This window comes from Brevibacterium sp. CSND-B09 (assembly GCF_052906525.1).
On record NZ_JBREGI010000001.1, the window covers coordinates 323,312 to 345,817 of the forward strand.

A 22,506-nucleotide genomic window follows, 5' to 3' on the forward strand; every position below is an offset into this window, starting at 1 on the left:
CGGTGATCGCGCCGTTGTCTGTGTGCGCAGGACCTCAAAGCCTCAGAGCTCAGGCTCGTTCATTGCGTTCGTCGGTGGATTCGGAGGAATCGATCGGCTCCTCCGCCGAGCCGCCTCGGCGATCCGCATCGGATGGTCCGGTATCGGCGGACGCGTCGGAGTCGCTGTCAGCGGTCTCCGGTTCGGGTGCCTCCGGCCCTGAGAGCTTCGACTGGTTGGGCACCACATGCCTGCGCAGCGGGATCGGATAGGCATCGCTGGCGCCCGAGTGCGCCCGCACCCGACGGACACGGCGCAGGGCGTCCCTGATGAGGAAGATCGTCAGGACGACGATGGCGAGGGTGGCCAGGAAGCCGACGGTTCCGGGCGTCACCAGATCCGGGTCCGGTGTGCCTCCGTCCGGAGTCGGGGCTGGAGAGGACGCGAAGATCATGCGCGGGTGTCGCTTTCGGTCGGGACGGCGGAATCAGCGTCGAGGTCGTCGGCAGCCGGCGAGTCCGGGAGCATCCCCTCGGCGGGAACGCGACGACCGTCATCGAAGGTCACTGCGGCGAACAGGTCGGTCTCCTGGAAGTCCAGCTCCCGGTCCAGTGGCTCACGCCCGGTGAGGTCGAGAGCCAGCTCGAACTCTTCGGTCGGCCAGTACGTGCGAGCGGCCTTGCGCGATGCGGAGAAGAAACCGCCTTCGGGATCGATCTGAGTGGCGTGGGAGAGCAGCGCACGATCGCGGGCAGAGAAGAACTCGGAGCAGGAGATGCGGGTGCTCAGCCAGTTGTGGCGCTGGTTGTCACGCTTCTTGAAATCCTCGAGGTGGTCGGCGAACGGGGACTTGAGTCCCGCCTCGAGCATCTTCTCGTGGATCGTGATCCACTTCTTCGCCGACAGGTCCTGGTTGAAGTAGATCTTCTGCACCTGCCACGGTTCGCCGAGCTCGGGATGCGAGGTCGCATCTGCGGCGGCTTCGACAGCGGCCATGGTCACAGCGTGGTTCTTGATGTGGTCGGGGTGAGGATATCCGCCGAGCTCGTCGTAGGTGGTCACCACCTGAGGACGGAAGGTGCGGATGATGTGCACGAGGGGAAGCATCGCCACCTCGTCGGGAACCCGATAGAAGCATCCGGGAGGAGTCTGGTTGTCGAAATCGCCGTCGGGCAGTCCCGAGTCGACGTGACCGACCCAGACATGTTCGGCGCCGAGGGCTGCGGCAGCGGTCGCCATCTCCTCTCGACGGAGACCGGCGATGTCGCGGCTGGCCTTCGGACTCTGCAGGAGAGCGGGATTGAGGATATCGCCGGCCTCGCCACCGGTCATGGTGGCGATGAGCACCCGGGCACCCAGTGAAGCGTACTTCGCGCTCGTTGCCGCACCCTTGGAGGATTCGTCGTCGGGGTGGGCATGGACGGCCAACAGGCGCAGTCCATGGTACGGAAGCGAAGTCATATCCTAAATGTCCCTTTCGATTCAGCCTGGTGGCCACCTGCTGCCGGCGCTGCGGCTGACATGATCGCCGGCAGAGGATCGACTACTCTAGATTAGTGCGCGAAGTACTTAAAGAGGAATTCAATGACTGAGGTAACAGTGGCACCACCACTGCATGATGATCGCTACGGCCGGACCAGCAGACCCAAGCGAGAGCTGAGTCGTCGGGCGAAGATCATCGCCGTCATCGTCCTCGCCGTGGTGGTCGCCGTCATCGCTGTCTGGGCATTCCGCCCGCAGACGAATCCCACAACACCGCGCACTCTTGACTATTCGGTTGTCGACGATTCTTCAACGCGCGTCAGCGTCGGAATATTTCCTGATCAGAAACGCGACGTGCACTGCATCGTCCAGGCCACGAATGAGCAGGAAGCGATCGTCGGATTCACCGAGGTGACCGTTCCCGCCGATCCGAACGCCGATCCGAATTCGCCGAAGCGCATCGACGTGGACCTGGCCACAACTCAGCTGGCCGCCTCCGGCCACGTGGACTCCTGCTGGTTCGAATAGGCCGAACCTTCGACCGCTTCGACCGCCTGGTGGAAGCACAGGAACCCGGTCGCACGAGTCTCTTCGAATAGTTCTCGCACGGGAACGCATCTTGCGGTCGCGAACCTCCGCCTCACGGCCGGGGACGTGATCGAACTCATCGTTTTTCTCCGCAGATGCGTTACACTGTAGTTTCATTCAACTTCCGGGCGTGCCCATACGCCCGGTTTTTTCGTTGCCTGACACGCCCGTCAGTGCACCGACCGAAGAAGGAGAAGTCATGACCGAGGAAGTCACCCAGGAAGAGACATGGTTGACCCAGGAAGCCTTTGACCGCCTGTCGAAGGAACTCGAGCATCTCTCCGGACCGGGTCGTGCAGAGATTGCTGAGAAGATCGAAGCCGCCCGCGACGAGGGTGACTTGAAGGAGAACAGCGGTTATCACGCTGCGCGTGATGAGCAGGGCAAACAGGAAGCACGCATCCGCCAACTCGAGGTGCTGCTGCGGAACGCGAAGGTCGGCTCCAGCGACAGCGACGGCAAGACCGTGGCACCCGGAACCGTCGTGACCGCCAGCGTTGCCGGCAACTCCATGCGATTCCTGCTGGGCAACCGCGAGATCGCCGGAGACTCCGATATCGACGTCTTCTCGGAGAAATCGCCGCTCGGAGCGGCTGTCCTCGGCGTCAAGGCCGGAGACAAGACCTCATACGAGGCTCCGAACGGCAAGACCATCGAGGTCAAGGTCGATTCCGTCGAAGCCTTCACCGGCTGATTGAGACCGAATAGAGAAGTGGGCGGGTGCGATCGCACCCGCCCACTTCTCTATTCATTCCGGTTCAGGCGCGTCCTGCCGGACCCCGATTCAGACGAGTCCTGCCGGGTCGTCTGGTCCGAGCCTCAGGCATCGGGGCCCTTCTTCGGCCGTCCGGGTTCGGCCGAACCGGTCTCACGCGACGTGGTCGGACCGGTTGATCCGGTTTCCGTCGAATCGGTCTGTCCGGAACCTGATGCACGTTCGTCTTCCGCGGACTCGTGGACGGCATCGGTGAGCCTTTCCTTCGCCGTCTCGAGGACTGCCGTGGCCTCGCGTTCGTCCGGGTCACGCTCGGCGTCGTCCTCCGCTTCGTCTTCGTCCGAATCACCGGCGTTCGTACGCACGATATAGCTGACGACGCTGTTGAGCACGGCAACCAAGGGAACGGCGAAGAGAGCGCCGACGATGCCGAAGAGGAAGCCGCCTCCGGTGACTGCGAGGATCACAGCCAGCGGATGGACCGACACTGCCTTGCCCATGAGGAACGGCTGCAGCACCTGGCTTTCGATCTGCTGGACGGCAATGACAACCGCGAGCATGATGACGGCACTGACCAGACCGTTCGATACCAATGCCACGAGCACGGCGACCGCACCGGAGGCGATGGCTCCGACGACGGGGACGAACGAGGTGAGGAAGACGAGCACGGTCATGGGGATGACCAGCGGGATCCCGAGGAACGCAGCGCCGATGCCGATGCCGATCGCATCGACGGCGGCGACGAGGATCTGGACCCTCACGTACTGCACGAGGGTCGTCCACCCCTTCAGAGCGGCACCCGTGGCGACGGGACGGGCCGGGACCGGCAGCAGGTTCATCACCCACCTGAAGATGTTCTGCCCGTCGTAGAGGAAGAAGAACGTCGCGAACAGACAGACGGCCATACCGGTGAGGAAGGTGCCCACCGAGGAGGTGGCCTCCAGGGCGCCGCCGAGAAGCTGGCTGCTGTTGTTCTGGAAGAAGTTCGTCGCGGTTTTGATGGCGTCGTCGATATAGCTCGAGATCGTCGTTGCGTCGATGCCGAAGGGGCTCGAAGCCAGCCATCCGCTGATCCCGGACACACCGGCGATGACCTGTTTGACGAGGTCGGGCATGCCGGAATAGATCTGCTGACCGACGAGGCCGAAGAGTCCGAGCACGACGACGATGAACCCGATGAAGGAGATCGCGGCGGCCCCTCCTCGAGGCACGCCCTTCTTCTTCAGCCATCCGGTCAGGGGCGCGAGCAGCGCTGCCAACAGCAGAGCAATGAGCACGGGCAGCACGACGCTGGAGATCTTCGACAGGAGCCACAGCGCCACACCGATCGCCACGAGCACGACGATCGACCGCCACGACCATGCGGCAGCTAGCTTAAGACCGGGAGCCACATACGGTTTGGCCTCGGCTTCGATTCGGCTGAGTGCGATCTCCTCGGGACTGACTGCCTGCGATGGGGTTGCTTCGGGTTCGGACGAGGAGTGAGAGGAGCCGCGTCCGCGCCGGAACGCCTCCCATGCTCCTCGGAGTCGGTTCGGAGGATGCTGCTGATCGTTTTCGCTCATGACTCAACAATAGTTGTTGATGCAGTGACAAAGGTGCAATGATGACGCCGGAGGAGGGAAATCAGTGGGAAGACGCTTGATCTACACGCTGGCGACCATGGGGGCGACCGTCGTCGGCGCCGGCGCATCGGCGGCGGGACTGCTCCGCCACCAGGCCGGATCGCTGCGCCGTTCCTTCGACGACGACAAGAACCGTCGCTTCTCCACCTTCACCGAGGCGATCGCCGCCCCACGTGACAACGACGATGACGACTCCGCCGCTCTTGCCATCATCGGCGACTCCTGGCTGTGCGGGGTCGACGTCGACCCGGAGCAGGCGCCCCCGACCCTCATCGGGAGAGGCCTGGCGCGGATGCTCGGCACCACCGTCCGGGTCCAGACAACCGCACGCCCCTCGGCACTGTCGGATGATCTGCACCGACAGGTCGACGAAGTCCTGCGCTCGCCGTGGCTCTCCCGCCAGCTCTCGGACCGCTGGAGCGACGACCGCCGGTTCGCGATCATCTCGATCGGCACCGGCGACATCATCCACCCGATCCAGGCGACCATCGGCGTACCCGTGCTCAACCAGGCCATCAACCGGCTCCAACGCGAGGGCCGCTACACCGTGTTCGTTCTCGTCTGCCCCAATCTCGGCGGTCTGCCGGGGCTGCGCGATCCTCTCAAGACGTCGCTGCGCCGAACCTCGCGGGTCCTCGCCGGCTCTCAATGGCTGGCCGCCCTGGCCGCGCGTGCGGTTCCGCTGCGGTCGACGGGATCGCTGAGCGGAACGACACGCCGGTCTCTGCTCAACGACTCGGGCCGATTCCCCAGCGAACTCGGCTATGCGCAGCTGTCCTCGACGCTGCTGGCCGCAATCGCCGAACGCATCGATGCACCGGTCGTCGTCGACCGCAGCCTTGACATCCCCGAGAAGGGCGAAACCGCCCGCCGACACGAACTGGTCCCCGGCGCCGAGGCGCAATCTGCTGCTCAGAACGATTCGGATATCGAGGCGCAGACCGGCGCCGAGGCGCAGCCAGATGCCGAAAGAACAGCAGTGACAGAAGACGCCAGCCCCGAACCGGTCCCGAATCGTTCGGAAGCAGCCTCGTGATCCCCGTCGTCCTCGCCTCCCAATCTCCTTCACGTCGCCAGATCCTCCGGGACGGCGGGATCGACCCGATCATCATCGTCTCCGAGGTCGACGAACGTGCCATCGAGGACGATTTCACCGGCTCCGTCGGCGAACTCACCACAGCGTTGTCGGAGGCGAAGGCGCGTGCGGTCATCGACCGGATCATCGCGTCCGCTCCCCCGACACTTGACGGCGCGGACACCGTGGTCGTCATCGCCGGGGATTCCCTGCTCGAATTCGACGGACAGGCCATCGGCAAACCGGGAACGGCCGATCGCACTCGCAACGTGTGGTCGGCGATCGCCGGTCAGTGGACACAGCTGCATTCGGGCCATACGGTCGCAGTGCTCACGCGGGCGCAGCAGTCGAACGGCGCAGTCGGGCGAGCGGGAGACGATGTCCGCAGTGACGGCCCCGACAGTGCTGATCGAACCGGCTCGGCGCCCTTCGAACTCGGCGCTCTGCGCTCGCAGCGGTCGGCCACCTCGGTGCTCATCGGCTCACCCAGCACGGAGGAGCTCGAAGCGTACATCGCCACCGAAGAGCCCTTCCACGTGGCCGGGGCGCTGACGATCGACGGCTATGGTGGGGCCTTCGTCGACCGGCTCGACGGCGACCACCTCACCGTGCTCGGCCTCAGCCTGCCCGTCGTGCGCGAATTGGTCACCGACATGGGGCTGTTCTGGCCCGATCTGTGGACTCTCAAGCGGTAGACTCGACCCTGGTCCGGTGACACGCCCGAGGACATTGAAGTTCTCGTCCCAATTTTTTATCGCTGTCCTACAAACCCTTGGTGCTGTTCTCTAAATTGTTCTGTGATCATACAAAGGAGCACCATGACCACAGTCCTCTCCGACTCCACGACCTCGGTACTGAGCACCACTGTTCCGACCGGGGCCGTCCGCCGAGTCCTCATCGCCAACCGCGGTGAGATCGCTCTGCGCATCATCCGGGCCGCCCACGACCTCGGCATCAAGGCCGTCGCCGTGTACACCCGCGCCGACTCCGATGCCGACTTCGTCGAACTCGCCGACGACGCGTGGCTGCTGGACGGTTCCGGAGCCGGGGAGACGTATCTCGACATCGAGAAGATCCTCGCCTTGGCCAAGCGCTCCGGCGCCGATGCTGTCCACCCCGGTTACGGCTACATGGCCGAGAACGCACAGTTCGCGCAGGCCGTCATCGATGCCGGGCTGATCTGGGTCGGTCCTCCCCCGGCGGCGATCGAACTCCTCGGTGACAAGTCCGGAGCCCGCGCCGTCGCCGAAGCCGTCGACGCTCCCGTCGCTCCCGGTTCCGACGGCGCCGTAGCCGATCTGACAGAGGCCGCCGAAGTGGCCGACCGGATCGGGTTCCCCGTCGTCGTCAAGGCCGTCCACGGCGGAGGCGGGCGTGGCTTCCGCGCCTGCGCTGCTGCCGAAGACCTCGAAGCCGCCTATACTGCTGCGACCCGCGAGGCACAGAGTGCCTTCGGGCGCGGTGAGTGCCTCATCGAGAAGCAGATCGTGCGACCCCGTCACCTCGAGACCCAGTGCCTGGCCGATGCCCACGGCAACGTGCGGATCGTGTCCACGCGTGACTGCACTCTGCAGCGCCGCAACCAGAAGATCATCGAGGAAGCACCCGCTCCGTTCCTCACCGCCGAACAGGAGCGCATCGTCTCCGAAGCCTCGGCACGCCTGCTCGCCCACGTCGGCTACGTCGGCGCCGCGACGTGTGAGTTCCTCCTCGGCGAGGACGGCACGATCATCTTCATGGAAGCCAACGCGCGCATCCAGGTCGAGCACACCGTCACCGAGGAGGTCACCGGAGTCGACCTTGTCGGTTGGCAGGTGCGCATCGCTTCGGGCGAGGCCCTGCCCGACGAATTCCCCGCCGTGCGCGGACACTCCTTCCAGTTCCGCATCAACGCCGAAGACCCCACGACGTTCTTCCCCGCCACCGGCGCAGTGAAGAACTACCGTGCGCCTTCGGGTCCCGGAGTGCGTCTGGATTCCGGCATCGGCGAAGGCAGCGTCGTCGGCACGGACTTCGACCCGATGCTGGCCAAGCTCGTCGTCACCGGCGCCACCCGTGACGAGGCCCTGGCGCGAGCACGCCGGGCCCTGTCCGAATACCGCATCGAGGGCGTCTCGACGCTGCTGCCGCTGCATCGGGTGCTCGTGAACGAACAGGCCTTCGCGACCGATTTCAAGGTCTGGACCAACTGGCTCGAAACCGCTTTCGTCAATCCGCTTGTCGATCCACAGCTAGGAGAACAGATGAGTACTGCAACCGACAGCTTCAGCGTTGTGGTCGAGGTCGATGGCCGCCGCATGACCGTTTCGGTCCCCAAGGACGTCATCTCGGATCTCGGTCATGTTCCCAGCCCCAGCGTGCCGCGGCGCAAGCGCGGGCTGAGCAGCCGCAAGGGTGCGAAGATCGCCGACGACTCGAATGCGCTCAACGCTCCCATGCAGGGCACCATCGTCTCCGTCTCCGTCAACCCCGGTGACACCGTCGAAGCCGGTGACACCCTCGCCGTCATCGAGGCCATGAAGATGGAACAGCCGCTCAAGGCCGGCCACTCCGGCACCGTCTCCGAGGTGCTCGTCGACGCAGGCGCCTCGGTGAAGTCCGGTGAGGCGATCATCCGCTTCGCCGCCTGAGCCGCTCCCGCTCCTGCCTCCGTTCGCTCCGAACTGAGGTCAGGAGTCACGAACACAGAAGTCCCTGCCCGGATCACCGTCGAAGATCGGTGATCCGGGCAGCGATGTATTCGGATTCGGCATCGTTGCCGGGACATTCCAGCCCCGCGGCATAGGCGTCCTCGGCCTCCGCCGTACGACCGAGTCCGTCGAAGGTGATCGCCCGTGCGATGTGGAAGGGCCTGTAACGCAGCAGCTGCGGATCGTCGGCCAGTTCGTCGAGGGCGCTCATGGCCGCCTCGGGACCCGAGACCTGCCCGAGGGCGATCGCGGTATTGAGAGCGACGACCGGCGACGACTCGAGGTCGGACAGCATCCGATAGAGCACGAGGATCTGCTTCCAGTCCGTGTCGGCGAATCGCGCGGCGTCGGCGTGGAGGGCGGCGATCGCCGCCTGGATGGTGAAAGCCCCGGCTCCCGATTCGCCGGCGGCCACGTCGACGAGTCCGGTCCCTTCGGCGATGAGGCGTGAGTCCCATAGGCTGCGGTCCTGCTCGGCCAGCGGCACCGGCTGGCCATCCGGCGTCACACGAGCGGTCTCACGTGCCCGTGTGAGCAGGAGCAGAGCCAGCAGGCCACGGGCTTCGGTCTGCTCGGGCAGGTATCCGACGAGCAGTCGGGTCAGCCGGATGGCTTCGTGCTGCAGATCGACTCGAGTATGTTCGGGTCCTGCGGTGGCGTTGACGCCCTGAGTGAAGATGAGATAGAGGACGCGCAGCACTCCGGGCAGCCGGTTGCCGAGTTCATCGGGCGCTGGACGGCCGAAGGGAATCCCGGTCTTGAGGATCCGCTGCTTGGCACGGACGATCCGCTGCTGCATCGTCGCGGTCTCGATGAGGAACCCGGCGGCCACCTCGGCGGTGGTCAGCCCCGAGAGGAAGCGCAGGATGAGCACGATGCGTTCGTCCTCGCGCAGGGTCGGGTGGGAGCAGGTGAAGAACAGTCCGAGGCGCTCGTCGGGCAGATCCGCGGCTTCCATCTCCTCGCCGAGGCGCTCCGCGTGATCGTCGTGGTCACCTGGTCGCAGCTCGTCCTCGATGCGCAGGCGGGCGAGATGCCGGGTGCGCACCTCATCGGAGCGGATGAGATCGATGGCGCGGTTCTTCGCCGTGGCCATCAGCCACGCCTGAGGGCGTTCGGGCACTCCCCTGCCCGACCATGTCTCGACCGCGCGCAGCACGGCATCGTGGAGGGCCTCCTCGGCGAGGTCGAATTCACGGAACCGGGTGACCAGCGCCGCGAGCAGCCGCCCGTAGTCCTCCTCGCCGATGGCGCTGAGGACGCGGTCGGCCGCATCGGGGTCGGGGTCCATCAGTAGTCGGCCACCGGACGGATCTCGATGTGTCCGGCCTTGGCTGCGGGGCTCTTCTTCGCCCAGGCGATCGCCTCGTCGATATCGGCGACGTCGATGACGTAGCTGCCGCCGACGAACTCGTTCGATTCGGCGAACGGGCCCGAGGTGACAAGCGATTCGCCTCCGGATCCGCTCACCCGGACCCCGAGTTCGGGTCCTTCGAGGGCGAAGCCGCCGACGACGATCCCCGCCTCGCTGATCTCCTTGTCGAATGCCATGAATTCTTCAGGGTCCGCTCCGCCGTCCTCACCGCAGTCAGGATCCTGTGTGCGTCCCATGAGCAGAAGTGCGTATTTCATGTCGTTCTCCTTCGTCGTTCCTCATGTCATGCCGGGCGGCCTGACACCATGATGACGGTCGAGGAGCGACCGGATCGACAGCTGCGGAGAAAAACTTTCCTGCGATCGTCGGATCGACGATTCAGAGGTGACGGTGGAGCTTCCGTGCCGCTTCGGTCAGCGAACCGCTCACCGAGGGGTAGACGACGAAGGAGGCGGAGAGCTGATCGACGGTCAGCCGGTTCTCCACTGCCATGGTGATCGGCAGAATGAGCTCACTGGCTCGGGGACCGACGACGACTCCGCCGAGGATGGAGCCGGATCCGCGCCGAGCGAAGATCTTGACGAAGCCGTCCTCGATGCCGAGCATCTTGGCGCGCGGGTTCGTGTCCAGCGGCAGCATCACGGTGTCGATGTCCGTCGGGTTCTCGCGGTAGTTCTGCTGAGTGAAGCCGACGGTGGCGATCTCGGGTGCGGTGAACACGTTCGATGCTACATTGCGCAATTTGAGAGGCTGCACGGCGTCGCCGAGCGCGTGGTTCATGGCGATCCGCCCCTGCATCGCTGCCACCGAGGCCAGCGGCAGCACACCGGTGCAGTCACCGGCCGCGTAGATTCCGGCCCGCGAGGTCCGCGAAACGCCGTCGACGACGATGTGTCCGGATTCGCTGACCCGGACACCGGCCTTCTCCAGGCCGAGACCTTCGGTGTTCGGAATCGAACCGACGGCCATGAGGCAGTGGGATCCTTCGACACGGCGACCATCGGCGAGCACGACTTCGACTCCGTCGTCGGTGCGAGTCACCGAGGCGGCGCGGGAGCGGGAGAGGACATTCATGCCCTTGTTGCGGAAGACGAATTCGAGCACATCGGCTGCGTCCTCGTCCTGGCCGGGCAGGACCTTCTCACGCGAGGACACGAGGGTCACCTCGGTGCCCAGTGCCCGATAAGCCGAAGCGAACTCGGCACCGGTGACACCGGAACCGACGACGATGAGGTGCTCGGGCAGTTCGTCGAGGTCGTACAGCTGAGTCCAGGTGAGGATGCGCTCACCGTCAGGCTGCGCAGTGGGCAGCTCACGCGGGTGGGCGCCGACCGAGAGCAGGATCGTCGAGGCCTCGAGGGTGTACTCGGTGCCGCCGGATTCGACGACATGGACCTGGTCGCGACCGGCCAGAGTCGCCTTGCCCTGGATGGCTTTGACACCGGCCCGAATGAGGCCCTCGTAGATGTCGTTGGCCTGAGCGTCGGCGAGGGAGAGGATGCGCTTGTTGACCGCTTCGAGGTCGGCGGTGACTCGGCGCGCAACGGCCTCGGTGTCCTCGGAGTTCTCGATCCGGATTCCGAGCCCGTCGGAGCGCTCGATCTCGTCCATCATCTCCGCGGTGGCGATGAGCGACTTCGACGGCACGACGTCGGTGAGCACGGCGGAACCACCGCACCGATTCTGCTCGATGAGCATGACATCGGCACCGAGCTGAGCCGCGACGAGCGCGGCTTCGTAGCCGCCGGGGCCGCCGCCGATGATGACGACGCGATCTGCAGTGGAATCAAATTCAGTGTTCACATACTGATTGTCTCAAATCGCCACGATGCTGGCGAACGGCCCCCTGGGGATCGACCGAATGGTTCCTTTGGGATCTGGTGGAGATCGGGCCTGGGCCGATCCGGAATCGGTCCGGTTACGGTCCGATCAGTTCGGGTCGACCACCTCGGCGGTGTCCTTGTGCAGGGTCGACAGACGCACATAGGACTGGGCGTTCTGCCGGACCTTCTCCACTCCTTCATCGGTCATCTCCCGGCGCACCTTCGCCGGCACACCTGCGACGAGCGACCGTGCGGGGATCTGCGTGCCTTCGAGGACGACGGCGCCCGCGGCAACGAGGGATTCGCTGCCGACATGGGCGTCGTTGAGCACTGTGGAGTGCATTCCGATGAGCACATCGTCATCGACGACGGCACCGTGAACGAGTGCTTGGTGGCCGATGGAGACGCGCGCGCCGATGACGACGGGTTTGCCGGCGTCGGTGTGCATGACGGTGTTGTCCTGTACGTTCGAGTCCTCACCGATCGTGATCGGGGCGGCTTCGGCGCGCAGAACACAGCCGTAGAAGACGCTGGCGCCCTTCCGCACGTGCACGTCGCCGACGAGAGTGGCACCGGCTGCGACGAACGCCTCCGGATCGATCTGCGGTGTGTGTCCGCCGACGGAGACGATGCGTGGGCTGGCGAGATCGTTGGTCATGAGTCCTCCATTGGTTCACGTGATGTCTGTGTGCATTCACCTGCTGTCTGCATGTGCCTGACAGTCTAGGCGGAGAAGCTCAGACAGGCCCGAAAAGACGAATCGCGGACCGATTTGCGCGATCGCCCTCATAGCAGGACAATGGGGAAAATTCTTGTCAGAAATTTCACACTGCCGGACCCTTGTGCGCCCAATTGCGTTATGTGAACCTTGACTGTGAGAGTTGCACGCCCGGAATTCGGGCGTAGTCAACCGCGTTCACTGAATTCGTCGAAAGGTCACCATGGATTGGCGACACCGTGCAGCATGCCTCAATGAGGATCCGGAGCTCTTCTTCCCGATCGGCAACACCGGACCCGCGCTGCTCCAGATTGAGGAAGCAAAGACTGTCTGTCGCCGTTGTGAAGTCGCAGAGACCTGCCTGCAGTGGGCCCTCGAATCCGGTCAGGATGCCGGAGTCTGGGGCGGTCTGAGCGAGGACGAGCGCCGCGCTCTCAAGCGTCGTGCCGCTCGCGCCCGCCGCGCCGGCTGAGTCGCCGGGCATTGAGAAGGCGGTTCCCCCGGACTGCCGAAACGATAACTGAATCACCAGCCACACCTGCACCGAAGACTGAGTCCCTTGTCCCGACGGCGAAAGATCGTCGTCGGAACAAGGGACTCAGTCGTGTGCGCGCACTTGCGTCCGGCCGAATGTCGACCGACACCGGAGCGTGGCAGCTCTGCGGGTCGGTCCGACGGGCCTCGCTCAGTCGTAGGAGTCCGGGCGCAGCGGAACGTCGAGGACGGCAACTGTTCCGCCGCCTTCGCGCGCCTGCCATTGGATCGAACCTGCCAGGTCGGCCGAGACCAGCGTGCGCACGATCTGCGTGCCCAGACCATTGCCCGGATTCTGCGTCTCTCCCAACCCGATGCCGTCATCGGCGATCGTCACGCTCAGGTGATCGCCGTTGCGTTCCGGGGTCACCCACACATGGCCGTTGAGCGTCTCCCCCGGTTCCAGGCTCTCGAGGTTCTCGGTGGGGAATCCGTGTTCGATCGCGTTCGTGATCAGCTCCGTGATGGCCAGGGCCAGAGAGGTGGCATCGGCGGAGGAGATGGTTCCGAAGCTTCCGCACCGTTTGAGTTCGATATGCACCAGCGGGCTGGTCAGCTCGGGAGTCAGACGCAGTCCCTTGTCGACGACTTCGTCGAAGTCCACTTCGGATTCGACGCCTTGACTGAGCACATCGTGGACCACGGCGATGATCGAGACCCGGCGCATCGCCTCGGTCAGCGCCCCCTTGGCCTCGGGGCTGTCGATGCGGCGGGTCTGCAGCCGCAGCAGAGCGGACACGGTCTGCAGATTGTTCTTCACCCTGTGGTGCATCTCCTTGATCATCGCGTCGCGGGAGAGCAGCTCGCGCTTGCGGCGGCGGATCTCGGAGACGTCACGGGCGAGGACGATCGCACCGACCCTCTCGCCCTCGTCCGTCAGCGGAATCGCGCGCAGTGACACACTCGTGCGCCCGACTTCGAGTTCGGTCCGCCACGGGGCACGCCCGGTGAGCACCAGCGGGAGGGTCTCATCGACCTGACGCAGCTCTGCACTGAGGTTCGAGACCACCTCGGAGAGATAGCTGCCTTCGATCTCTCCTCCGTAGCCGAGCCGGTGCATGAGCGATACGGCGTTCGGGGAGGCATACTGCACATGCGAATCGCGGTCGAGGATGAAGATGCCGTCGCCGACTCGCGGTTCGCCGTGCCGAGCCCCGGACGGGGCATCGCGATCGGGGAACGTTCCCTGCACGATCATCCGCATCAAAGCCATCGCCGTTTCCCGGTAGTACTTCTCCAGGCGAGACGAACCTCTGCGTCGGACCTCCTCCGAATACCGGACGACGAGCGCGATGGCCTCGCCGCTGCGGATGATCGGCACCGCCTCGGCGAGGATGTCGACGTCAGAGGATCCGGCGCTGATTCCCATCTCTCGGGCCGCGGCAACGTGGGAGACAGAGCTGCGGGTGCTGCTGGCCCGGTCAAGCAGCTCTTTCTCCAGACCGGTCGCACGCGCTCCGATCAGATCCCGGTTGAACAATGTCGCCCCGGTCGTCGATCGGGCATGAGCCAGGACCGTGTAGGCACCGTTGGGCGACGGCACCCACAGCACGAGATCGGCGAAGGAGAGATCGGCCAACAGCTGCCAGTCGCCGACGAGCAGATGGATGTGTTCGACGTCTGACTCATCCGTGATGCCCTCGGCCGCCAGCAGTTCGTTGAGCACCATTCGTTCCTCCAAGGTGAGATCAGCAGACCCGCGTTGCGCGGATCTGCTGAGATGTCGATGTTCAGACGCTACCACTTAATCGGTCGGTGTTCGGACCCACCGAGGCGACTGTGTCCGCACGATCCCAACTGACCTGCCGATCGTGGTCGCCCTGCCGGTCACCGCTGTCGAACCGATCAGGAGTGTCCGGCCGGTCGCGGACGCACTGCCGATCGCGGCCGACCATGGTGTCGACCGCGACCGCAATCGGCCTCAGCCGTTGTGTTCGCTCTCCCAGGCCGAGGAGCGGACCATCGACCGCAGTGAGCGCAGCAGCACAGACAGCGGCGCCTGGGTGACGGAATCGAGACCGAGGATCGTCTCCGTCGTCTCCAGCACCCGCCCCACGACAGTCTCGTTGCGTTCGAGCCATTCGGCCAGGCGCTGCTTCGCCCGTTCGTCCGGGGTTCCGGAGATCGGCGAATCCGTGGCGGCCAGAACCGTGCCGGTCACCGACAGGATCGCGGCGTAGTAGTCGTCACGCATGGATCCGCGGGCCAGCGCAGACCACCGGTCGCTGCGATCGAGCTCTCCGATGAGGGTGAGGATCTGCGAACCGGAGAAGCGTTCGTTCACGGCGTAGTAGACCTCTGCGACATCCTCGGCGGATTCGTTCGCCCGAGCTGCCAGCTGGGTGATGTCGAGCAGCACGAACTCGTCGAGCAGGGCGGCGGAGCGCCACGCGAGTTCGCTCGGCACGCCTTCGTCGATGTAGCTCTGCGCCTTCGCCTGCATGGTCTCGGCATCGTAGCCGTCGACGAGGTCCGGGACCCGGGAGCGCAGTGCTTCGACGACCTTGCCGTACATCTCGATGCCGGAATCGACGTCGAGGCTGTCCGGCGCCTGCTGCACGAGCCAGCGCGAGGAACGATCGAGGACACGCACATAGTCGTGCTGGAGTTTCACCTGCACCTCGGTCGGCACCTGGTTGTCGAGTGCGCACACTGCGTCGAAGAAGTCATCGAGTCCGAAGATCTCCGAGACCACGACGAACACGCGTGCGATCTGCGGCACCGACGCCGGCGTCTCTTCCAACATCCGGTAGATGTAGGTCAGTCCGCCGCGGTCGACGAGCCGGTTGACGAGCTTCGCCGTCGCGATCTCCCGGTGCAGCGGGTGTTCGGGGATGAGTTCGCCGTATTTCTCCTGCAGAGCATCCGGGAAGTAGGACACGAGTTCGCGCCGCATCCACGTCTCATCCGGCACGGTGCTGGCAAGGACCTCATCGGCGGCGTGCATCTTCACATAGGCCAGCAGCACGGCCAGTTCAGGCGACACGTAGTAGCTGAACTCGCGTTTGGCGAGCTCATCGGCGTTGGGCAGGAATTCGACCGCCCGGTCGAGATCGGCGTTCTTCTCCAGATAGCCCAGCAGCCGGCCATAGGTGCCCGACATCGATTCGGTCTGGGCCCGAGCCTCGCCGAGGACGACGTTCTGCGAGTAGTTGTTCGCCAGCACCCGGTCGGCGACCTGGTCGGTGAACGAGTGCAGGACCGCCTCCCGTTCTTCCGCGGCGAAGGCTCCCTTGTGCAAGAGCGTACGCAGGAGCAGCTTGATGTTGACCTCGTGGTCGGAGCTGTCGACGCCGGCCGAGTTGTCGACGGCGTCGGTGTTGACCTCGACGCCGCCCAGGGCGGCCTCGACACGTCCCAGCTGTGTCACACCGAGATTGCCGCCCTCGCCGATCACCCGCGCCCGCACATCGGCGCCGTCGATGCGGATGGCATCGTTGGACTTATCGCCGACGTCGGCGTGGCTCTCGCTCGAGGCCTTGATATAGGTGCCGATACCGCCGTTGTAGACGAGGTCGACCGGTGCCTTGAGGATCTCCGACATGAGGTCGGCGGGGCTGCGCTTTCCGGGTTCGACTCCGAGCACCGAGGCGGCTTCGGGGCTGAGGTCGATCGACTTCGCCGACCGGGAGAAGACTCCGCCTCCTGAGGAGATGAGGTCCCTGTCGTAGTCCTGCCAGCTCGAACGCGGCAGGTCGAAGAGGCGTTGGCGTTCGACGAAGCTGCGGGCGGCGTCGGGGTTCGGATCGAGGAAGATGTCCCGGTGGTCGAATGCCGCGACGAGGCGGATGTGCTCGCTGCGCAGCATGCCGTTGCCGAAGACGTCACCGCTCATATCGCCGATGCCCACGACGGTGAAGTCCTCGGCGGCGGTGTTGAGTCCGAGTTCGCGGAAGTGGCGTTCGACGGATTTCCACGCGCCCCGGGAGGTGATGGCCATCGCCTTGTGGTCGTAGCCGACCGATCCGCCGGATGCGAAGGCGTCGCCGAGCCAGAATCCGCGGCGTTCGGCGATCGCGTTGGCCACATCGGAGAACCGTGCCGTGCCCTTGTCGGCGGCGACGACGAGATAGTAGTCGTCTCCATCGTGGCGGACGACACGGTCGGGGTGGACGACGACGCTGGAGTCGTCGCTGCCGTAGGTGAGGTTGTCCGCAACCTCGAGCATGCTTTCGATGAACACCTCGTAGGCGGCCTGACCGGCGGCCGTCCACGCGTCCCGATCGCTCATCGGCGGCAGCTGCTTGGGGAAGAAGCCGCCCTTCGCCCCGGTGGGCACGATGAGCGCGTTCTTGACCATCTGGGCCTTGACGAGACCGAGGACCTCGGTGCGGAAGTCATCGCGACGATCCGACCACCGTAGCCCTCCGCGGGCGACGGTGCCGAAACGCAGGTGCACGCCCTCGACCTGCGGGGAATACACCCACATCTCCAGAGCCGGCTTCGGCTTCGGCACGAAGCTGAGCTCGTCGGGCCGGATCTTGAGCACCAGGGCGGTGGGCAGAGCACCGGATTCGTCGATGTAGTAGTTCGTGCGCAGGGTCGCCCGCAGCAGTTCCAGCGAGGAGCGCAGCACACGGTCGGCGTCGAGGCTGGCCACTTCGCTGAGGGCGGCTTCGATCGCGTCGTCGATCTCGGTCATCGTCGCTTCGCGTCCGGCGTCGTCGACGTCGGGATCGAACTTGGCGGAGAAGTAGTCGACGAGCAGCTTCGAGATCTGCGGGTTGTCGCTGTAGACCTCACCGACATAGGCGTCGGAATAGGTGAATCCCGCCTGGCGCAGGTACTTGCCCAGTGCGCGGATGATCGTCACATGCTGCCAGGAGAGTCCGGCGACGACGAGGCGGTCGAAGACCCCAGCTTCCTTCTTGCCGTCCCAGCCGGCCATGAAGGCCTCGGCGATGCGGTCGTAGTCATCATCGGCCAGCTCTTCGGAGAAGCTGAGTCCGAAGTCGTAGATGTAACGATGGGAACCGTCGGCGAGGTCGAGTTCGTGGGGTCGTTCGTCGACGACGTCGGCGCCGAAGGCCGTGAGGAAGGGCAGGACCTCGGACAGGCTGACCCGGTCACGACGATAGAGGACGAGGCGCACAGAGGCGTCGGTGTTCTGTTCGGGACGGTAGAGGCGCACCGCCGGACCGTGACCGGCGTCGAGGGCTTCGAACCGACCGACATCGGCGACCGCCTCGGCGGGGGTGTGGTGCTCGCCGTAGCTGGGAGGGAACGCCTTCGACCACAGGTCGGCCCGGGCATGCGAGGCGCCGGAGTCGCCGGTCTCGGCGGGGACGAGGAACGCGTGTACGTCTTCGGACCAGGAGCGAACGGCCCCGACGATGCGTGCCTCGACCTCGTCGGCGCCGATCTGCGGCAGTTCGCAGTCACGGGCGACGCGGGCCACGAAGTGGATGCGGGCCAGCGCGGATTCACTCAGCAGCACATCGAAGTCGACGCTGTCGGCGTTGTAGAACTTGCGCAGCACTTCCTGCACGCGCACTCGAGCGTCGGTGTTGTAGAGGTCGCGCGGGAGGTAGAGGATGACGGAGACGAAGCGCTGGTAGGGGTCGGTGCGGACGAACACGCGGGACTCACGACGCTCCTGCATGTCGACGATCTCCATGACGACGTCATAGATCTCCTCGGTGCCCTCGTGGAGCAGGTCCTCGCGGGGATAGTTCTCAAGGACGCCGAGAAGTTCATTGGCCGAGTGGGATCCGGTGGGGAATCCGCTGGCCGAGAGGATCTTCGCGACCTTCCTGTCGATGACCGGGATGTTGAGGACGCTGTCGTTGTAGAACTCGGGTTTGAACACTCCGACGAAGCGCCGCTCGCCGACGATCTCACCGTCGGCATCGAAGGTCTTCACGCCGATGTAGTCCATGAACGAGGATCGGATGACGCGGGAGCGGGAGTTCGCCTTCGTCAGGACCAGCACATGCGGCTCGAGCGCTTTGTCGGCGACCGCCCGGCTGAGCGGTGACTTCACGAGGGGGCGCAGGGCGGAGATGCCCATCGAGGTGTCCTCGATCGGTTCGAGGCTGCTGTGTTCGGCGTCGTGGGTGTAGTCGTATTCGCGGTAGCCGAGGAAGGTGAAGTGTCCGTCGAGCCAGGTGAGCAGGGCGGCGGCGGATTCGGCTTCTGAGGCCAGCTCCGGGCGCGGCGCGTGTGCGCTCAGCTCGGCGGCGATGTCTTTGGCCTTCGCGGCCATCGCCTGGGCATCGCGCGCTGCCGCGGCCACGTAGTCGAGGACCCCGCGCAGCCGCTCTTCGAGTGCATCGAAGTCGCTCTCGGAGATGCGGTCGATCTCGAGGCGGATCCAGGACTGCTGCTGTGGGGCGCCGTCTTCGCTGTCGGCAGGATCTTCGGAGACCGTCGGAATGCTCGCCGTGTCCGCACTGAGCGCGGGGGCCTCTGCCGGGGAGAGGATCTTCTCGTCCGGGCCGTTGCCGGTGACTGTGATGATCGGGTGGTGCACGCGGCGGATCGCCCTGCCGTTGGCAGCGAGGTCGCTGACGATCGAGGACACGAGATGGGGCATATCGGCGAGCACGATGGCGATGACCGTGTGGTTGTCGCTGAATTCCGGCGAGTCGACGCTCGGATTGTAGATCGCGATCGCCGGACGCTCACCGTCGTATTCGGTGCCGAGCGCGAAGTGACGGGCCGCCGCGGCCGCGTAGGCCTCGGGATCGGTCGCCCCTGTTTCGAACCGCGGATAGTACGCATCGAGGAAGTTGTCGGGAGCCGATTGCCCCCTCTGCTTTCTCCACTCTTCTGCAACGTTCGAAATTGAGACCTGAGTCACTGTTTCACCTCTATGATCAACGAGCATTCGTCACGCGATTCGACGCCGAATCGTCATTCCCCACACTATGCCCAAATATCGAGAAAGGCACGCCGAGCGGCCTACGGTGAAGTACCGTTCATTCGCTGGCAAACTGGAGCTATGCGATCTCTGACTCTCAATCATGAATATTCGGTTGATCTGTCGACATTCTTGGCCAAACTCGCCGACCCCGGCGTGTGGGAGAAGCTCGGTTCCGAGGCCAGTGCCGAATACATCGACCCCGACACGGAGATGACCGTGCGGACCCCGATGCCCAAGGCCGAGCTTCCATCGGCTCTGGCCTCTCGGCTTCCCGACAACACCGTGCTGGTCGAGGTGTACATGATTCCCGGGGATGTCCTCGGTGATGATGCCGAGATCCGCATGTCCGCACGCGCCGCAGGCGTCCCCGTCGAGATCGATGCGGTCCTCGAACTGCGCGAGGCCGAGTCAGTGACGAAGCTGGCCGCTCATGCCGAGATCAGCTCGTCGATCCCGATGTTCGGCGCAATGATCGAACAGGCTGTGGTCCCGATCCTGGAGAAGCGCCTGAGCGACCGGCTGCGCCGCTTCGAATCCGCCTGATCCCGGGGTCAGCGTCGGTTCAGGCCTGGTCGCCGAGCAGCTGCTCCAGTTCGGAAGAGTCGTACCACATCAGATCGGAAGCGCCGAGGTGGTCCTCGGCTGCACTGGAGTCCGCGTCCTCGGCCAGCTGCACCGCCTCATCCCAGACGGCGTCCTCGTCGAGGTGGAAGCTCGCAATCCGGACCATCTCGACATCGGCAAGGGTGATGAGCTCGAAGCCTTCGGTCAGCGGCGCGGCCGGGCTGGACTCTGGGGCGTCATAGGCCACGATGACACGCCGCTCGGGAGCCGCCTCGGTGCCGGTCTCGGCTTCAGCAGGAGCGAACACTGCGTTCGCGGCCAGTGCCGCGGCAATGCACATGGCGTCGAATTCAGCGGATTCGAACTCCTCACCGCGCAGACGGCGCCCCTGAGCGTCGGGGGCGACGGCGCGGACGTCGGTCAGCGTCGAACGCAACGCGGTCAGGGTGGTGGGAATGTAGCAGCGAATGGCCATGCCCCTCATCCTAGTCCTGTGGTCCGCTCCCCTGGCTCACCCTGACTTTCTGCGGGCGTCCCCGGCGGCCGGCGCCGCGACGGTCACGGCCTCCGACGGATCTGCGGGAACGGCGGCGACCCGGCAGCAGCTCGTCGATCATCGCCGCGAGGTCCCCGACGAGGACGGACCGGGGATTCTGCTCGTGCAGGGTGTGGCCGGCGAGCATCGCCGCATCGGCCGTGGGCCGGTCATCTCTGAGAATGAAGTCCGGAGTGATCCGGACGAATCGGTCGAGGACTTCACTGATCCGCGTCTCAGCGGGATGGCCGACCGCACTCGGGCGCACCTTCGTGATCACCAGCCGCATCTTCTCGCGCACCGCCTCGGCCCGTGGTGTGCCGAGGAGTTTGACCAGTCGCTGCAGGCCGATCGGCTCCCCTGCTGCGAGGACGAGCACGATATCGGCGGCCTCGAGCGCGGCACGGGTGGCGCAGTGTCGATCGTAGAAGGGGTCGGCGAGGTCGTCATCGGGATCGATGCGGTCGCTGACGTCGACGATGACGACATCGTAGACCTTGGCCAGGCGTTTGAGCACAGACTCGAGGACGGAGGCACGGATCTCCGGCCACCTCTCGGGCCGAGTCAGCCCGGTCACCGCATGGAAGCTCTCACGGATCGATGCATGCGGCACCGCATGCGCGCCGAAGCGCCCGACCGGGTCCGACTGCGACCGGCAGAGGCTGGCCAGATGCGAAGATTCCTCTGTCAGCCCGAGGGTGGACGCGACCATGCCGGAGACCGTGTCAGCGTCGACGACGACGCTGCGCTTGCCCTGACGAGAGGCCTGATCAGCGAGGTTGACGGCAGTGAGAGTGCGTCCGGGCGACGAACCGGTCCCCCAGACCGTGATGATCATTCCCGCTCCTCCGACCGGCCCCGGCGGCGATATCGGGCGCGGCGGGACCACAGTGGAGGCACGGAGGTCGTCGATCGCCGCGGCCATCGTCGTCGCGTCGGCGTCCGTTGCGACGACGGCGCTGATGCCGACTGCTTCGAGGGCGTGCGCGTCGTCGCCGAATCCGAGCACCTTCGCGCCGGCGGCCGTGATCGCGGCAACCACCTCCGCGTCGAGGCCGGGAAAGTAGCGGCCGATGATGACGACATCGGCTCCGCCGGTGCGGCAGTGCGCCAGCAGCTCCACCTCGTCGGCGGGGCGGGCGACGATCGTGACGTCGTCGATCTCGCTGAGCAGCTCGAAGAGGATGAGGTCGTGTTCGAAGTCGACCGCCAGCAGGACCTGTGTCATCACTGCTCGCTTTCATCGGCAGGAACGGACGGGGCACCGACCACGGAGAGCACACTGCGTCCGTCGAGTGCGGCAAGCACGCCGGGCAGGTCCACTGAGCCGACGAACACTTCGATGCGGGCGCCGTCACCTGCCCCGAAGCTGCCGACGTCTCGATTGATATGAGCGACCGGGGCCGAATCGACGATCTGCTCCGGCGGTGTGCCGTCATCGTCGAGCCCGTTCTGCTCCGGCTGGGCCCAGACGTCGACGAGGCTGCCCGAGTCGACGACGCTCGGGACCGAGCCGGCGATGTCGATGGCTACGACTCGCCCCTCGAGTTCTGACACTGGCGCCACCGCCGAGGCAGCCAGCAGTTCACCTGCCGCCACGACGCTGCGAACGCTCGTGTTCGTCGGCAGCTCGGAATCGGCAGAGAGATACTTCCTGCCGAGATCGGCGAGATTGACCTCGGCCACTGTGAGGTCGGCCGGTTCGAGGATCTCACCGGGGACGAGTGCGCGTGCGCTCGCCCAGACCCGGGTGGTCGAGTTCGCCGAGGTGACGAGCAGGTAGGTTCCGACGACCGCGAGGACGACGAGCATCGCACCGACGAGGAGGCGCGCATCGGTCCAGCGGGGTCGTCGGATTCTTTTCGAGAGCTCCATTGCATCTCCAGATTCGCAGAAGTTTCGCTGACAGAAACTGCTTCTCAGTGATAATATTGGGCA

At 65.2% G+C, this 22,506-nt stretch carries 19 protein-coding genes; 7 read left to right on the forward strand and 12 right to left on the reverse strand.

Annotated elements, in window-relative coordinates:
- Nucleotides 1-49: 49 nt before the first annotated feature.
- Nucleotides 50-433, reverse strand: coding sequence for a hypothetical protein (locus tag ACU4IU_RS01740; protein WP_180345505.1), 384 nt, complete (start codon nt 431-433; stop codon nt 50-52).
- The gene (gene mca / locus ACU4IU_RS01745; RefSeq protein WP_434594853.1) at nt 430-1,440 is read right to left on the reverse strand and encodes a mycothiol conjugate amidase Mca; all 1,011 of its coding nucleotides are present in this window, start codon (nt 1,438-1,440) and stop codon (nt 430-432) included. Before mca ends, ACU4IU_RS01740 begins: the two co-directional genes overlap by 4 nt.
- 123 nt (nt 1,441-1,563) lie before the next feature.
- Here mca and ACU4IU_RS01750 point away from each other — a divergent pair, with 123 nt between their 5' ends.
- Together ACU4IU_RS01750 and greA are read left to right on the forward strand one after the other, a co-directional pair.
- The gene (locus ACU4IU_RS01750) at nt 1,564-1,989 is read left to right on the forward strand and encodes a DUF4307 domain-containing protein (protein WP_139466807.1); all 426 of its coding nucleotides are present in this window, start codon (nt 1,564-1,566) and stop codon (nt 1,987-1,989) included.
- A 259-nt stretch (nt 1,990-2,248) separates the two neighbouring features.
- A complete protein-coding gene (greA, locus tag ACU4IU_RS01755) occupies nt 2,249-2,743 on the forward strand; it encodes a transcription elongation factor GreA (protein WP_101546580.1) in 495 nt (164 codons plus the stop codon).
- A 125-nt stretch (nt 2,744-2,868) separates the two neighbouring features.
- Here the strand turns inward: greA and ACU4IU_RS01760 are convergent, their stop codons facing one another.
- Nucleotides 2,869-4,329, reverse strand: coding sequence for an AI-2E family transporter (locus ACU4IU_RS01760; protein ID WP_259356641.1), 1,461 nt, complete (start codon nt 4,327-4,329; stop codon nt 2,869-2,871).
- A 64-nt stretch (nt 4,330-4,393) separates the two neighbouring features.
- Here ACU4IU_RS01760 and ACU4IU_RS01765 point away from each other — a divergent pair, with 64 nt between their 5' ends.
- The 3 genes from ACU4IU_RS01765 (at nt 4,394) to ACU4IU_RS01775 (ending at nt 8,094) form a co-directional block, all read left to right on the forward strand.
- A complete protein-coding gene (locus ACU4IU_RS01765; RefSeq protein ID WP_446655732.1) occupies nt 4,394-5,425 on the forward strand; it encodes an SGNH/GDSL hydrolase family protein in 1,032 nt (343 codons plus the stop codon).
- Nucleotides 5,422-6,159 carry a Maf family protein gene (locus ACU4IU_RS01770; RefSeq protein ID WP_446655733.1) on the forward strand — a complete coding sequence of 246 codons (738 nt, stop codon included), beginning with the start codon at nt 5,422-5,424 and terminating at the stop codon, nt 6,157-6,159. The genes ACU4IU_RS01765 and ACU4IU_RS01770 overlap by 4 nt, the downstream gene beginning before the upstream one ends.
- Nucleotides 6,160-6,282: 123 nt before the next feature.
- On the forward strand, nt 6,283-8,094 hold the full coding sequence (locus ACU4IU_RS01775) for an acetyl/propionyl/methylcrotonyl-CoA carboxylase subunit alpha (RefSeq protein ID WP_446655734.1): 1,812 nt from the start codon (nt 6,283-6,285) through the stop codon (nt 8,092-8,094).
- A gap of 73 nt (nt 8,095-8,167) precedes the next feature.
- Here ACU4IU_RS01775 and ACU4IU_RS01780 read toward each other — a convergent pair whose 3' ends face one another.
- From ACU4IU_RS01780 to ACU4IU_RS01795, 4 genes are all read right to left on the reverse strand, one after another.
- Nucleotides 8,168-9,445 (reverse strand): RNA polymerase sigma factor, encoded by a 1,278-nt coding sequence (locus tag ACU4IU_RS01780; RefSeq protein WP_446655735.1) that lies wholly within the window; start codon nt 9,443-9,445, stop codon nt 8,168-8,170.
- A complete protein-coding gene (locus tag ACU4IU_RS01785) occupies nt 9,445-9,786 on the reverse strand; it encodes a YciI family protein (protein WP_139907488.1) in 342 nt (113 codons plus the stop codon). The genes ACU4IU_RS01780 and ACU4IU_RS01785 overlap by 1 nt, the downstream gene beginning before the upstream one ends.
- Before the next feature lie 121 nt (nt 9,787-9,907).
- Nucleotides 9,908-11,332 carry an NAD(P)H-quinone dehydrogenase gene (locus ACU4IU_RS01790; protein WP_139466795.1) on the reverse strand — a complete coding sequence of 475 codons (1,425 nt, stop codon included), beginning with the start codon at nt 11,330-11,332 and terminating at the stop codon, nt 9,908-9,910.
- 126 nt (nt 11,333-11,458) lie between these two features.
- Nucleotides 11,459-12,010, reverse strand: coding sequence for a gamma carbonic anhydrase family protein (locus tag ACU4IU_RS01795; RefSeq protein WP_446655736.1), 552 nt, complete (start codon nt 12,008-12,010; stop codon nt 11,459-11,461).
- 283 nt (nt 12,011-12,293) lie between these two features.
- Here ACU4IU_RS01795 and ACU4IU_RS01800 point away from each other — a divergent pair, with 283 nt between their 5' ends.
- Nucleotides 12,294-12,542 carry a WhiB family transcriptional regulator gene (locus ACU4IU_RS01800; protein WP_009374875.1) on the forward strand — a complete coding sequence of 83 codons (249 nt, stop codon included), beginning with the start codon at nt 12,294-12,296 and terminating at the stop codon, nt 12,540-12,542.
- Nucleotides 12,543-12,755: 213 nt separating this feature from the next.
- On the opposite strand, the gene ACU4IU_RS01805 is transcribed toward ACU4IU_RS01800, so the two are convergent.
- Together ACU4IU_RS01805 and ACU4IU_RS01810 are read right to left on the reverse strand one after the other, a co-directional pair.
- Nucleotides 12,756-14,273 carry a sensor histidine kinase gene (locus ACU4IU_RS01805; protein WP_216656708.1) on the reverse strand — a complete coding sequence of 506 codons (1,518 nt, stop codon included), beginning with the start codon at nt 14,271-14,273 and terminating at the stop codon, nt 12,756-12,758.
- 252 nt (nt 14,274-14,525) lie between these two features.
- Complete coding sequence (locus ACU4IU_RS01810; protein ID WP_446655737.1) at nt 14,526-19,406, reverse strand: NAD-glutamate dehydrogenase; 4,881 nt, start codon at nt 19,404-19,406, stop codon at nt 14,526-14,528.
- Nucleotides 19,407-19,547: 141 nt separating this feature from the next.
- Here ACU4IU_RS01810 and ACU4IU_RS01815 point away from each other — a divergent pair, with 141 nt between their 5' ends.
- Nucleotides 19,548-20,012 (forward strand): DUF2505 domain-containing protein, encoded by a 465-nt coding sequence (locus tag ACU4IU_RS01815; protein ID WP_139466790.1) that lies wholly within the window; start codon nt 19,548-19,550, stop codon nt 20,010-20,012.
- Between the two features lie 19 nt (nt 20,013-20,031).
- Here ACU4IU_RS01815 and ACU4IU_RS01820 read toward each other — a convergent pair whose 3' ends face one another.
- Genes ACU4IU_RS01820 through ACU4IU_RS01830 form a run of 3 tightly spaced genes read right to left on the reverse strand, consistent with a single transcriptional unit; the run spans nt 20,032 to nt 22,443 of the window.
- Nucleotides 20,032-20,508, reverse strand: a complete 477-nt coding sequence (locus tag ACU4IU_RS01820) for a DUF6912 family protein (RefSeq protein WP_446655738.1) — start codon at nt 20,506-20,508, stop codon at nt 20,032-20,034.
- A 10-nt stretch (nt 20,509-20,518) separates the two neighbouring features.
- Entirely contained in the window at nt 20,519-21,796 is a 1,278-nt protein-coding gene (locus ACU4IU_RS01825) for an AAA family ATPase (RefSeq protein ID WP_446655739.1), read from the reverse strand.
- Nucleotides 21,796-22,443 (reverse strand): flagella basal body P-ring formation protein FlgA, encoded by a 648-nt coding sequence (locus ACU4IU_RS01830; protein WP_139466784.1) that lies wholly within the window; start codon nt 22,441-22,443, stop codon nt 21,796-21,798. Before ACU4IU_RS01830 ends, ACU4IU_RS01825 begins: the two co-directional genes overlap by 1 nt.
- Nucleotides 22,444-22,506 lie beyond the last annotated feature (63 nt).